10 protein-coding genes are annotated in these 13,612 nt (G+C 62.4%); 4 read left to right on the top strand and 6 right to left on the bottom strand.

The window, feature by feature from the left end:
* Positions 1–7 precede the first annotated feature (7 nt).
* Both V9F06_05825 and V9F06_05820 read left to right on the top strand, forming a co-directional pair.
* Entirely contained in the window at positions 8–1,234 is a 1,227-nt protein-coding gene (locus V9F06_05825) for a carboxypeptidase-like regulatory domain-containing protein (protein MEI2617155.1), read from the top strand.
* 60 nt (positions 1,235–1,294) lie between these two features.
* A complete protein-coding gene (locus V9F06_05820) occupies positions 1,295–3,283 on the top strand; it encodes a S9 family peptidase (protein ID MEI2617154.1) in 1,989 nt (662 codons plus the stop codon).
* Positions 3,284–3,343: 60 nt separating this feature from the next.
* Here the strand turns inward: V9F06_05820 and V9F06_05815 are convergent, their stop codons facing one another.
* The 3 genes from V9F06_05815 to V9F06_05805 are packed head-to-tail and all read right to left on the bottom strand — an operon-like array spanning position 3,344 to position 6,998.
* Positions 3,344–4,132: a creatininase family protein gene (locus tag V9F06_05815; GenBank protein ID MEI2617153.1), complete on the bottom strand. Its 789-nt coding sequence runs from the start codon at positions 4,130–4,132 to the stop codon at positions 3,344–3,346.
* Position 4,133: 1 nt separating this feature from the next.
* Positions 4,134–5,387 carry an exonuclease SbcCD subunit D gene (locus V9F06_05810; GenBank protein MEI2617152.1) on the bottom strand — a complete coding sequence of 418 codons (1,254 nt, stop codon included), beginning with the start codon at positions 5,385–5,387 and terminating at the stop codon, positions 4,134–4,136.
* Between the two features lie 3 nt (positions 5,388–5,390).
* On the bottom strand, positions 5,391–6,998 hold the full coding sequence (locus V9F06_05805) for an ATP-binding protein (protein MEI2617151.1): 1,608 nt from the start codon (positions 6,996–6,998) through the stop codon (positions 5,391–5,393).
* A gap of 87 nt (positions 6,999–7,085) precedes the next feature.
* Between V9F06_05805 and V9F06_05800 the strand changes: the two genes are divergently transcribed.
* A complete protein-coding gene (locus V9F06_05800) occupies positions 7,086–8,990 on the top strand; it encodes a GAF domain-containing protein (GenBank protein ID MEI2617150.1) in 1,905 nt (634 codons plus the stop codon).
* On the opposite strand, the gene V9F06_05795 is transcribed toward V9F06_05800, so the two are convergent.
* From V9F06_05795 to V9F06_05785, 3 genes are read right to left on the bottom strand one after another with little or no spacing between them, the layout of a single operon-like run.
* Positions 8,980–10,335, bottom strand: coding sequence for a (Fe-S)-binding protein (locus V9F06_05795; GenBank protein MEI2617149.1), 1,356 nt, complete (start codon positions 10,333–10,335; stop codon positions 8,980–8,982). The two genes, V9F06_05800 and V9F06_05795, sit on opposite strands and share 11 nt — an antisense overlap.
* A 23-nt stretch (positions 10,336–10,358) precedes the next feature.
* Positions 10,359–11,549 carry an FAD-binding oxidoreductase gene (locus V9F06_05790; protein MEI2617148.1) on the bottom strand — a complete coding sequence of 397 codons (1,191 nt, stop codon included), beginning with the start codon at positions 11,547–11,549 and terminating at the stop codon, positions 10,359–10,361.
* On the bottom strand, positions 11,539–13,008 hold the full coding sequence (locus V9F06_05785) for an FAD-linked oxidase C-terminal domain-containing protein (protein ID MEI2617147.1): 1,470 nt from the start codon (positions 13,006–13,008) through the stop codon (positions 11,539–11,541). Before V9F06_05785 ends, V9F06_05790 begins: the two co-directional genes overlap by 11 nt.
* A 108-nt stretch (positions 13,009–13,116) precedes the next feature.
* Here V9F06_05785 and V9F06_05780 point away from each other — a divergent pair, with 108 nt between their 5' ends.
* A complete protein-coding gene (locus tag V9F06_05780) occupies positions 13,117–13,587 on the top strand; it encodes an EVE domain-containing protein (GenBank protein MEI2617146.1) in 471 nt (156 codons plus the stop codon).
* Positions 13,588–13,612 lie beyond the last annotated feature (25 nt).

Below are 13,612 nucleotides of genomic sequence, written 5' to 3'. Positions count from 1 at the left end.
TTCCCCAGTGAAACGAGCTCTCTTTGCGCTTGCGCTGCTTGCGATCATCAGCGCGCTGCTCCCGTTCTCTGTCGCGGCAGACACCAATGGGCGTATCAGCGGGACGGTCACCAACGGCACGAGCGGCCAACCGGTATCTGGCTCAACCGTCACCGTATCTCGCTTTGATAAGAAGCCCGAAGGTGGTGTGATGCCACAGAGCGTCGACCTGACAACAATCACCACAGGCGATGGCCGCTACAGCTTCGACGGTCTCGACACCAGCACCGGGCTGGTCTACGCGGTATCAGTGACCTTTCAGGGTGTTCTCTATTCTTCGGGAATGGTTCAGATCAGCTCGTCGCCGGAACAAACGGCGGATATCTCCGTTTATGAGACCACGCCGGACCAATCGGCAGTCTCTCTGTCGTCGCGCGGCCTCATCCTGAATGCAGTCGATCGCGAGACAGGCGCGGCCTCGATCGTCGATGTGTTCTCGTTCGACAACGCCGGCAACAAGACCGTCATCGCTGGCGACGAAGGGAGGACACTTCGATTCAGTGTTCCACCGAATGCGGCGGAAGTTGGACCGCGAGCCGGTTTCGACTTCGGCACTCCGAGCCTCGAAGGCTCGACCGTCTACGCGACGTCGCCACTTCGCCCAGGGGCGGCCAACCCGGCGTCGCTGGGCTATGTCCTTCCATATTCCGGATCGACGTTCGAATTCTCAGTCACCACCGACTACCCGACCCAGGATGTCCGCATCCTCGTGCCGGCCGGCGAGGACGGGAAAGGCGCGCGTGTCGTAAGTGACACAAAACCCCTGCTCGACGGAGGCATCATCTCGATCGGCAGCCAGCAATACCACGTCTGGTCCACCGGGATGCTTCAGAAAGGGAATGTGCTCTCACTGCGCTTTCTCGACCTGCCCACCGCAACCTCCGCCAATCGAGCTCTCAGCACGATCGAGCCGGCCTTGATTGCTATCGTCGCCTTGCTCCTGGCAACTGGCGTAGCCGGGTGGGTCGTCAGGAGTCGCCGGCTTTCAGCGCCGCGAATCGTCACCGTCGCGCCTGCTCTCGCAGACACGCTCGAAGCGCGCCGCGCAGCCCTCACCGAGGAATTGCGCGGGCTAGAAGCTGCGCACACGGCTGGGCTCGTAGACAGCCCGGAGTATCAGCGCTCCCGACGGTTGATCCTCGAAGACCTGCGCCGGATATCCCGAGCGATGCGCGGGATCGGTGACGACGAGTAGTCGGACGAGGCGTGCTACGATACCCCCCGGTTGATAACACGGAGGGAGGAGTCGCAACGCATGGCGGACACCGGGTCTCACAGAATCACATCGGATGACATCTATCATTTCAAGCTGATTTCGGAGGCGCAGTTCTCACCGGACAATAAACAGGTCGCATACGCCGTTACGACGATCGAGCGCGAGAAGAACGACTATCGCTCGTCGATCTATGTGGCCTCGGTCGACGGCTCTCGAACGCGGCGGCTGACTCACGCAGATGCCAAGGATGGCACGCCACGTTGGTCCCCGGACGGGAAGCACATCGCGTTCCTGTCCAATCGCAGCGAGAAGCCGCAGCTGTGGTTGTTGCGCGTCGATGGCGGCGAAGCCTGGCAGGTTTCGACGCTGAGCGACGGCATCGGCGGTTTTGCCTGGTCGCCGGATGGGCAGAGCTTCGTTGCGGTGTCGAAGACGACCGATCTCCCCTCGGAGGATGCGGACAAGAAGGACGACGCCGAGAAGTCCGACGTCAAGCACATCAAGAAGATCCGCTACAAGGCGGATGGAGAGGGCTTTCTCGATTTCAAGCCCAGGCACCTGTGGCTCGTGCCGGCCTTCGGCGGCGACCCTCACCGACTGACCGACGCTGACATCGACGACACCGACCCGATCTGGTCACCGAACGGTCAGGAGATCGCCTTCGTCACCAACAGGACGGACGATCGGGAGATGAATACCGCCTCCGAGTTGTGGGCAATCCATGCTCACGGCAAGGAGGAACGCTGCATCATCGGCGGGGACAGCTCTTCGTTTGGCTCGCCGAGCTGGTCGCCCGATGGGTCGCAACTCGCGTTCGTGGGCAACTGGCACGCCACCGCCGGCGGTGCGTTGGACAATGATCTATGGGTCGTCGGCGCCGCGGGTGGCGACCCGGCGCCGCTGACCGAGACGCACGATCGCTCGATTGGCGACTCGGCGATGAGCGACGTCTATGCCTCGTCAGCAACCAGGCCACTCTGGTCCCCCGACGGCGCGAGCATTTACGTGCTGATCAGCCGCAACGGCTCGACCCATATCTACAGCGTGGCGGCCGGCGGCGGAACGCCGAAGCAACTGACGAGCGGAGACCGCCGGGTATCGGGATTTTCGCTCTCGTCCGACGGTGGCCAGATTGCGTATGTCTCCGGTGCAGCGACGAACCCGGGCGATCTGTTTGTGGCAGATTCGGATGGCAAGAACGAGCGGCAACTCACCGATCTGAACAGCGACTTCCTCGGCGGCGTAACTCTCTCGACGCCCGAAGAGTTCTGGGTCAAATCACCGGACGGCGCCGATATTCACGGCTGGATCATGAAGCCCGTGGGATTTGAGCCGGGCCGGAAGTATCCGATGATCCTTCAGATCCACGGCGGGCCTCATGGCATGTACGCGAACGCGATGATGCACGAGTTCCAGCTGATGGCGGCACGCGGCTACGTTGTTGTCTACACAAACCCGCGCGGCTCCTCCGGCTACGGGGAGGACTTCACGACCTATACCCACATGGCGTGGGGCGAGAAGGACATGCCCGACGTGATGGCGGCCGTCGACTGGGCGATTGCGCAGGGTTATGTCGACGAGAATCGGCTGGGCGTCACCGGTGGTTCATACGGCGGCTACATGACACTCTGGGTTATCGGGCACAGCGATCGGTTCAAGGCAGCCGTAACTCAACGTTGTGTGTCGAACCTGTACTCGTTCTACGGCACCAGCGACATCGGCTTCACTTTCGGTGAGTACGAGTTCGGCGGGACGCCGTGGGAAGAGCGCGAGCGGCTTATGAAGTACTCGCCGATCACCTACGTCAAGGATATGACGACGCCGCTGCTGATCGTGCACTCCGAAGAGGACTATCGTTGCCCGATCGAGCAAGGCGAGCAGGTCTTCATCTCGCTGAAGAAGCTCGGTCGTGAGGTGGAGTTCGTCCGATTCCCGAACGAAAACCACAACCTCTCACGGACAGGTAAGCCGAAGCACCGGATCGAGCGACTCGAGCACATCGTCGGCTGGTTCGACCGACACCTCTAGGATCGGCAGGACGCAAACGGCCGGGCGCGTGCTGCGCCCGGCCGTCGTCGTTCACGGTAGTTACGGCAACCGCTCGCGGATCCAGTCTGCCAGCATGTCAGCCATCCGCTCGCGATAGGCGAATCCTCGCTCGGCGGTCGCCGGCCGCGCGTCGCCGAGGATGCCATTGCTCGTCAGCGCAACCATTCCCTGCTCGAAAATCACCTTCTGCGCCGCAGGGCCGAAGTCGCCGACATACCCTTCCTCGGCGTAATCCATCTCGACCAGAGCGCCGTTTGCCGCGAGCACCATCGACGTCTCCGCCTCGCCGGCATGCGCCCCTGCCTCGGCGGCGGTGACGCCATCCTTCGCTGCCACCTCGAACATCGGTCGGATGAACTCGTTCAGATCGGTATAGGCGAGGAAGCGCGCGCCATTCACGACACCACCCGTCTCCGCAAGCAGCTCGTTCAGGGGCGCGAAATTGCCACCATGGCTCGGAACGATCACGATCGTCTCGAAACCGTGCGACGCGAGGCTCGCGACATACTGCCGAACGACGCTCTTGAATAGCTCCTTATCGAGTGTGATCGTTCCAGCAAAGGGCATGTGATGTTCCGAGACACCGAACGGAATCGTCGGCCCCTGAAGCGCACCGGGCAGTCGTTCGACAACCGCCTCCGCCAGGAACGAGCCCAGCAGCGTGTCGGTCTGCATCGGCAGGTGCGGGCCATGCTGCTCCATCGAGCCGGCCGCCGCAACAAGCGTCCGCTGACCGGCGTCGATTGCAGCCCTCACCTGCGGCCAGGACATCTCCTCGAGCTTTCGCCGGTTCGATAGCCGGCCCTCGACCTTGCTCACGTCAACCACGTTAGTCAGCCTCCCCTGATTCATCTTGTCGCCGTCGCGCGATCATCTCGCGACCCCTGGCCAACACTCGTTCTGTCAGTCGCGCATCATACTGCTTCTGCTCGACCCACCGTTCGAGCATCTGCGCGGCGTCACGAGCCACCTCGTCGCTCACAGCGACACGCGCGCGCGCAGTGGTCTCACTCTCGACCACGACGTGGGCAACGTGCGATGCCCCAGCCGCGAGCAACGCCTTGCGGACATCTGCGACGACGACCCCGCGCTCGCGTCCAGTGTCGACCTCGATGAGGCAACGGACGATCGCATCCCGGATATCACGGCCGGCCCTTTCGATCTCACGGGTGACTTGAGCGTCCGGCGTGTCACCGCGCGCCTCGATGCGGAGCGTGCGAAACCGGCGGGCCGGCAGCTCCACAAACTCGAACTGCGTCTCTCGCCCGTCCGAGCCGTTTTCAATATCGACGATGACATACCCTTTCGGCTCGCGTTCCTCGCCGAAGTCAATCCTCTCCGGACTCCCCGCATAGACCACCGGCGGATGCGTGCCAATCACCTGGTGCTTATGGATATGCCCCAATGCGACGTAGTCGAACGAGCGGGCATGGACGTCGTCACGTCCAACCGTAATGTCCTTGCCGAGCATGATCGACTGCTCCTGCCCCAGCGACGCGCCTTGTATGCTGACATGCGCCATCAGGACCGAGGGTTGCGTCGGGTCGATCCCGCGGAGCTTATCCGCGATCGCCTCGGACACGAGTTGCTGGGTCTCTCGATCCAGCGCCAGATCATCCAACTCCCGATACTCCCGCACACCCAGCAGGCCCGATCGAGGAATCCAGGGGAGCGTGACGATCTGCAGTGGCCCGGAGCGAGTGGCTACGTTGAGCCGTTCGATCGATCGGCTGACGTAGACACCCTGAATCTCGAGCACGCCGTAGATCTCGACCGGGGTCGCTCGACTCGCAACATTGGGCAGATCGTGGTTGCCGACCAGGATCACGATCGGGATATCAGCCTGCGAAAGTCGCAGGACTCGGCGGGCGAACTCGCGCTGCAAGGTCGGACTAGGGTCGCGATTCTTGAACGCATCACCCGTGAACAGCACCGCGTCGACTCGATCGGCAATCGCTCGATCCAGGATCAGATCGAATACCCGCAGGAAATCAAGAACTCGGGTCGAGAGGCCGGTCTCGGGGTCGAGCGCGCCGTGGTTGTCGACGCCCAGATGGAGGTCGGAGAAATGAATCAATCGCACGAATTATTCAGACCTCCTCGGTCGCCCACCCGTCAATACTTCCATCCCCAGCCGCGGGTCTGGCCGCGTCCTGCGGATGGAATCATCGCGCAGCGCGCGTCCATATTCTCTCGTGCGAACGATCATTGGCATCGGAATCGCATGGCCGACGACGAGGCACTGTTGAGACGGCTCGAGACTGGCGAGCATCGAGCGCAAGCCGGCCCGATCGCCAGTGCCACTCAGGACAGCGGCGATGTCCTGCTCGTCGGTCAACAATCCACTGACACGAGTCGCAAGTTGCGACATCACCTCGGAGTCGATCTGACTCGGGCGCTGATCGACGACCATGAGCGACACATTGAACTTGCGCATCTCGCGAGCAATCGTGCCGAAGATCGACTGCCGAGCCGCCGACGGGCTCAGAAACTTGTGGGCTTCTTCCAGCACAACGACGAGCGGACGAGAGGAATCGGGAGTTTGCATCGCTCGGGACCGGTTGGCATCCTCGCGGTACTCGCTGTGTATCCGACGCGTCAGCAGATTCGTTACGAGCATGTAGTCCCGCAGGCTGTCGTAGCCACCAAACTGGATCACGACGTGCCGGCCAGCCCGAAGATGCTGGACAATGTCGCGAACTGGATCGGCGGTTGCGTCATTGACGATGTAGTCCCGTTCCGGGAGATACAGCAGCTTTCGTCGTAGCGCATCTACCGCGCCTTCGTGGGCTCCAGTCTGTGCGACAAACGCCTTCGCTCCCTCTCCGTCCATCCCGAGGAGGGTGGAGAGCCATCGCTTCCCGAACGCCTTTTTCAACAGGAACGTCGTGGCGCTGAAGGTATCAGTGAGGTCGAGCTCGTCGCGCAATAGCTCGATATCCTCTGGCTCGATGTGATTCATGCCGATCTGGATGTGGTAATCGACTCGTGGGCTACTGCGATCGAGGCTGTAGACCTTCACCTGCGTCGAGTCGAAGAGATCGCGCAGGCCGGGTATGCCGGGCTTGTCCCGGCGCTCATCTGCGTACTCATCATGCATGTCGAAGATCAGAGCAGACGAGATATTGGCCCGGATCAGGCCGAAGAGGATCAGGCGCGTCAGGACGCTCTTGCCGGTGCCAGTCTGGCCGAAGATGCCGCTCGGTCGCTCAATTAGCTTTCGGAGGTCGATTGTGACTTTCGCGTCATCCATCGCGATCGGCGAACCGACCGAGAATCGTTCGTCCCCCTCCTGCCCGAAGACAACATCGAAGTCTTCCGCGCGGGCGCGGCGCATTCGGGCGAAGTGCGACGGAATGGTCCGGACCGCGCGAGGCCCTGCTCCCAGTACGTCATCCTTGCCTTCGACAACGAGGCTGGGTCGGACCGTTGCGGCAGTAAACGTGTGGATACCGCGGAGCGATTCGCGGATGAACTCGCTTTCAACGGGCGGGTCGGCAGCAACACCAGGGTCAGTCATTCGCAACTGCAGATCATTTACGAGGCTGAAATAGCGATCGCGCTCTCCTTCGAGAACGACGAAACTGCCAACCTGCAGATCTTCAGCCGAACCGCCGTTCAGCCGGACAGTCAGGCCCGCACTGAAACTACCCTCGGTCACGACGCCGAGGTCGTCGCGGCTGCCAGAATCCATGGCTCCTCCGGCCCGACACAGTGTCCGTACGCGCCGAATTGTATCATTGGGTTTGACGGTATCCGTGACCGAGCAGGAATGGCGGCCATGGCCGATATCGAAGTCCCGCCACTTGAGGCGCTACAGCAGTTTCTGGACGATGTCCATCTCGATCCCGCAGCAAACGGATCGACCTCCAAGCGCACGGCCTACCGGCTTGGCGAGTCGTGCGCTACCTCCGATCTGACGATCGAGGAGACCTTCGAGCTCCTCGAGCAGAATGCCCCCGATGTGTTGGCGGTGCTGAGCGCCGAAGCGCTGGGGTCGATCGTCCGAGGGTATGTCGACCAGATCGTCCGCACCCGTGGTTTGACTCAACGCAAGCCCGGCCGGCTCTCGAGCCATGTCGCGCGGCTCGCGGCCCTGCACCGTATCAATCGCGCAGCCACGTCGAGCCTGCGGCTCGATGATGTTCTCGCGACAATAGTCGAGGCCGTTGCGGAAACGATCGACGGTGAAGCCTGCTCGGTCTTCCTCTACGACGAGCACACACAGGCGCTGATTCTGCGGGCGACGAAAGGGCTGAACCCCGACGCCATCGGTCGGATCGCGATTCGCTCCGATGCAGGGATCACCGGACTTGCCGCAAGCACCCGGGTCACTCAGATGGTCGAGGACGCGCCGTCACATCCCGCCTTCTTCACCTACCCGCTAGTCGGAGAGGAGCGATACACAACGCAAGTCTCCATTCCCCTGTTTCTACGGGAACCAGAGCGGCTCATTGGCGTGATGAACATCCAGTCGGTGGACCAGCGCACGTTCGACCAGGACGAGCTGACGTTCCTCGAAACGGCCGGCGGTGAGCTCGCGATTGCGATCGAGAATGCTCGCCTCTACAGCCAGACCGACGACGCGCTGCATCGTCGAATCTCAGAGCTCAATGCGTTGCAGGCAGTCAGCCGAAGCCTGGCGGTCGCGCGACGCCCGGACGAGCTCCATCCGCTGATTGCCGCTCACGCAGCGTCCATCGCGCGAGGTGATGCAGCGGCGATCTTCGATGCCCCATCGTCCGGCAGTTCGGATGGGGGACGCCTCGCTGCAACCGGAGTTGATGATCCCGACGAGGTGTTCCCACCAGCCATTCGCGAGCGGGTGGAGACCAATCGTAGCGCCATGGCTGTCACAACCGGTCCGGACTCCATCGTGCTCGGCGCGCCGCTGATGACGGCACATCGTCTGCTGGGCACCGTGCTCGTCCGAACGCGCCTCGACGAAAATCACGTAGAGGAGAAGTTGAGCCTGTTCCAGGCGTTTGCCGATGCCGCGGCGTTGGCGCTGGAGAACGCAGAACTCTACGAGGAGGCGAACAGCGGGTTCGCGCGGGCCTCAACTCTGCTCCAGGAGATGCACCATCGTGTGCGTAACAACTTGCAGACCGTCGCAGCGCTCCTCTCAATGCAGGCGCGCCACGCCTCGCATCCTGCGCATCGCGCAACGCTTCAGGAAGCAGTCGCTCGGGTCCAGTCGATCGCCGCCGTCCACAATCTGCTTTCGGCCGAGAACCTCACGTCGGCAACGGTGACGTCGATTGTGAAGCACGTCGTCGATGAGGCATCGATCAACGTCGTGCCGCCGGGCAAGCGCGTCGAGTTCGAGATTGTGCCGAGCGATGTCGCGGCGACTTCACGACAAGCAACTATCCTGGCGTTGCTCGTGAACGAATGCGTGACGAACGCGATCGAGCACGGGATGAGCGACTGTCAGGTCGGACGGATCCGCGTCGTCCCGCGCCGCGACGGCGACCTGGTCGAGCTCCGAATCGAAGACGATGGCTGCGGACTGGCGGAGGGCTTCAACCTCGAACGCGATAGTAGCCTCGGCCTGCGGATTACGCGCACGCTGACGACGGCTGATCTCAAGGGGACGTTCGCCATCGGCAACCGTCCGGAAGGCGGCGCGGTCGCGACGATTCGCTTTCCAGCCGCAGGCCAGGATATCCCGATCACGCGCTGATCGGGCCGTCATTCGCGGCGTAGGCGCGGTCGAGCAAAGACATGATGTGGATCACCTCGACGTCGACACCCTGCTGGCGCAGGCCGGCCGCGATCTGCATCATGCAGCCAGGGTTCGCCGATACGATCGTCGCAGCGCCGGTCTTCCCGGCATTGTCGAGCTTGCGCGCCAGCAGGGTTGCCGACGTCTCCGGCTGAAGCAGGTTGTAGATGCCCGCGCTGCCACAGCACATCGTCGACTCCGGCATCTCCACGAGAGTCAGGCCCGGTATTGAGGCAAGAAGCTGACGAGGTTCACGGGTAATGCGCTGGGCATGGGCAAGATGGCACGGATCCTGGTAGGTTACGGTCATCTTGAGTGGCCCCGGTTCGGCCGACAGGCCAGACTGAGCGAGGAACTCGGTTGCGTCCTTGACTCGTTCGCTGAAGCGCTTCGCGCGCTCGGCGTAGGCAGGGTCGTTGCGCAACAGGAAACCGTACTCCTTCATCGCCGCCCCACAGCCAGCAGCGTTGACGATGACTGCGTCAAATTGCGGATTGTCAAACGCCTCGATGTTTGCCCGCGCCAGCCGCCGGCCACCGTCCATATCGCCAGAGTGAACCGACAACGCGCCACAACATCCCTGTCCGACTGGAACGACAACGTCGTAGCCGTTTCGCGCAAGCACCCGCGCCGTCGCACGATCCACCTCGGCATAGGCGGTGCTCATGACACAGCCGGCCAATAGCGCCACGGTTCCACGACGAGTACCGTGGGCCGGCCAGTACTCCTGCCCAGGCACGACAAAACGATCCGCCATCTGCGGAAGTAGCGCCTCCTGTTCCTGGAGGCCCATCAGCTTCAGAACACCGGACTTGCGGGCTACATTCTGTGCGCCGCTCCGCTGGTAGAGCCGCAGGGTGGAGGACAGCGCGCGGAACCGCCGTGTGCTGCCGAATGCGCCGCGGAATGCTGCGGTTCGTGCCAGCGAGATCTGCGGCGAGTGCCGCGTGACCTGTTCGATCTGTGCCCTGGCTGTCTCGACCAACTCACCATACCTCACCCCTGATGGGCAGGCCGCCTCACAGGCGCGACAGTTCAAGCAGAACGACATCTCCTCCAGAAACGTCTCATCCGTGATGCTGAGACGGCCCTCGTGGACTGACTTGATCAGCGCAATCCGCCCGCGCGGTGATGAACGCTCCCGAAGCGTCAGCCGGTAGGTAGGGCAAGCCGGGAGGCAGAAGCCGCAATGAACGCACGCGCGCATTACATCCACTGGCGGCGCATCGGGACCCGAGAATCCCGAAAGCCGTTCAGGCTCAGCCGCAGCGCGCGCGAACTGGCCGCCAATTGCCTCACTCACCACAGGAGCACCACCCCATCACCTTAGAGACCAAGCACGAACCGGCCGGAGTTGATCCGCCGATCGGGATCAAAGCTGTTCTTCAGTCGCTGCAAGATCGGCCCGACTGCTTCGGGTGTCGGGCCAAAGACGTCTCTCCCCGTCTTGAGGCTGGCCGGCAGCGCCAGCCAGGTCGCCGCTCCGGCGAGCTCGGGGCGCATATCCTCAACCCCAGCGCCCGCGGGCCGCCGCGCGTACACGAGCCCCGAGCCGAGGTCCGCGCACACTCTCCAGCCCGCGTCAGCAAGCTCGTGAATCACCGGTGTCTGCCGCGAGGCAACCAGCGGAAGTCGGACGATGATATCGCCACTCGTCAGCTCGACGAGGGAGGTGAACGGCTGCAACGCAACCGAACCGTCTGACACCGCGACAGCAGTCTCGGCTGTCGCTGCATCAGTAGCAAGCCCCAGCATTCGATTCGCGAGTCGATCAATCGCCCCTTCGGGAGCGTCGCACCGAACGCTGACACACCAGCTATCGCCATCGTTCCAGCACAGGACCGACGCTGGCAGGAGCTGTGACCTCAGCAGCGCGACCGCGGCGCTATGCGCCGTCGCCGCAGATGCATAGCGCAACTCGATCGAGCGACTCGCGGAAGCTGCCGGGAATACCTTCAGGTTGAGGCGGGTGACGACTCCGAACGCGCCGAGCGCACCGTAGTGCAGGTGCATCATGTCGAAGCCGGTGACATTCTTGACGACCATCCCGCCGGCCTTCGCGACGGTTCCGTCCGGCCCGGCCACCTCGACACCAATCACCCAATCTTTCAGCGATCCGCCCCCGAGTCGGCGCGGCCCGCTCATCCCGGCGCAATACGCTCCACCGATCGTCGAGCGTTCGGGACGCGCGGCATCGAGCGCCATCGACTGACGCTCCGCCGCCAGCACATCGTGGATCTGAGCGATCGTGCAACCCGGCTCAACTGCCATCGTCATGTTATCCGGCTCGTAAGCGATGACGCGATTGAGCTTCCTCATCGAAATTGCGACATCGAATGGCCCACCGAGATTGCCGAAGGCGAGTCGGGTGCCGCCCCCAACGATCGCCGAGTGCAATCCGTCGGCTGTCACCTCACGAAGAACGTCACTGAGCTCAGCGGTCGATTCCGGGATCCGGACATCGCCTACCAGCACCCCATCAATCGTGACCGAGTCGGCCACACCATCAGACGACATACATGCCGTCCACTTCCAGCGCCTGTTGCTTCAGGTTGGTCAGCTCACCACAGGAAAACGCGGTCGGGAAAACCTTGTCGGGATTGAACAGCTCGCGAGGATCGAACGATCGTTTGAGGCCGGCCATTGCTGCCAGGTCGTTGGTCGTAAAGACCAGCGAGAGTGCGTCCTTCTTCTCCATCCCGATCCCATGCTCGCCACTCACGGACCCACCTGCGTCGATGCAATGCGCCAGCAAGGCGTCGCCCGCCTCCAGCACACGTTGGATCTGTCCCGGTCGATACCGATCGAAGAGCATCAGCGGGTGCAGATTGCCATCTCCTGCATGGAAGACATTGGCGATCTGGATGTCAAAATTTCGGCTGAGATAGCCGATGAAATCGAGCGCCGCCGGCAGCTTCGTCCTGGGCACAACCGTATCCTGCAGATAGTAGTTCGGCGCGAGGCGGCCCAATGTGCCAAAGGCTGCCTTCCGGCCCAGCCAGAGCAGATCCTGCTCTGCTTTCGTTGTTGCGACACGCACCTGCTGGGCGTCGTGCTGACTACACAAACGGGCTACCGCGTCGCGATGCTCTGCAACCGTCTCGGTCAACCCATCAAGCTCAATGAGCAGGACTGCCGCCGCATCAAGAGGATAGCCGCAGCTGAACGCTGCCTCGACGGCAGTGATCGTCAGGGCATCCATCATCTCAAGCGAGGCCGGCAGGATACCGTCAGCAATGATCGCTGTGACCGCCCGCGAGGCGGACTCCATCGAAGGGAACGACGCCAGCAGGACCGACACCGTTTCCGGCGTGCGCGTGAGACGAACCATTGCTTTGGTGATGACGCCGAGCGTCCCCTCCGAGCCGACAAGCGCCCCGGTCAAATCGTAGCCGGATGTCTCGGCCGATGGGCCGCCAACCCAGGTAAGACTTCCGTCGGGGAGCACGACCTCGAGGCCGAGGATATGGTTACTGGTGACGCCGTACTTCAAACAATGTGGTCCGCCCGAGTTATTGGCGACATTGCCACCAATTGAGCAGGCGCGTTGACTGGCCGGATCTGGCGCGAAGAAGTAGCCTCGGTCGGCAATCGAGGTCGAGAGATCGAGGTTGATCAGCCCGGGCTCGACAATCGCGTAGCGATCGGTCTCATTCACCTCGATGATGTCCGTCATCCGCGTCAAGACGATCATCACGCCGCCACGAGAGGCGATGGCGCCGCCGGCCAGCCCCGTCCCCGCTCCTCGGGCGACGATCGGCAAACCACAAGCGACAGCGACCCTGGCCACGTCGCGCACCTCTTCGGCGGTCGCCGGAAGAACCGCTACCAGCGGCTGATGGATTCCGGCGATCGCCTCATCCGAGGCGTCGTACTGGTAAACCGACAGGCCGGCAGGGTCAGACACGACGTGCGCGTCGCCGACAACGCCGGAGAGCGCCCGAATGAGCTCCGCTCGTTCCTCAGCCGTGATCACGAAACCTCCCACTTCGGGTTACAAGTCGTTAGAATGAACGTACACCGATCAGGCGTGCTACAGCCGAACCATCGGCTTCGCGGTAGATATAGGGTCAGGAATACGAATATGTCAACCCATACGAACTGGATCGTCGTCGGATCCCCCGACAATTTCGAGGCCACCCGCGCACTCGGCTTCAGCGTCCAGGGACTCAAGAGTCGCCACCGAAAGAAGGCCGAAACGATGAAGCCCGGCGATCGAATCATCTGGTACATCACCGGCCTCAAGGCGTTCGCCGGTTACGCAACCGTCACGTCCGAGTACTTTGAGGATCATACGCTCATCTGGAAGAGCAAGGATCCGAAGCGCGACGCCGAGGACTACCCCTGGCGGTTCCACATCGAGCCTGTCGTCGTGCTCGACAAGCAGGAATTCGTGGAAGCCGAACCGATCGCCCGGCAAATGGCTCATGTCGCCAAGTGGCCAGAGGCGAACTGGACGCTCGCGTTCCAGGGCAACATCCACAAAATCGGCGATGACGATTTTGAGATCATCCGGTTGGCGCTTGATCACGCAGCGACGGCCGTCGCCAACTAGTTCGCGGAATTCAGGGAGGTCGATC

The sequence above is a fragment of the Thermomicrobiales bacterium genome, from assembly GCA_037045155.1.
Classification (GTDB): Bacteria; Chloroflexota; Chloroflexia; order Thermomicrobiales; family CFX8; genus JAMLIA01.
Note: the sequence above shows the minus strand (reverse complement) of the source record. Positions and strands in the feature narration are given on the sequence as shown.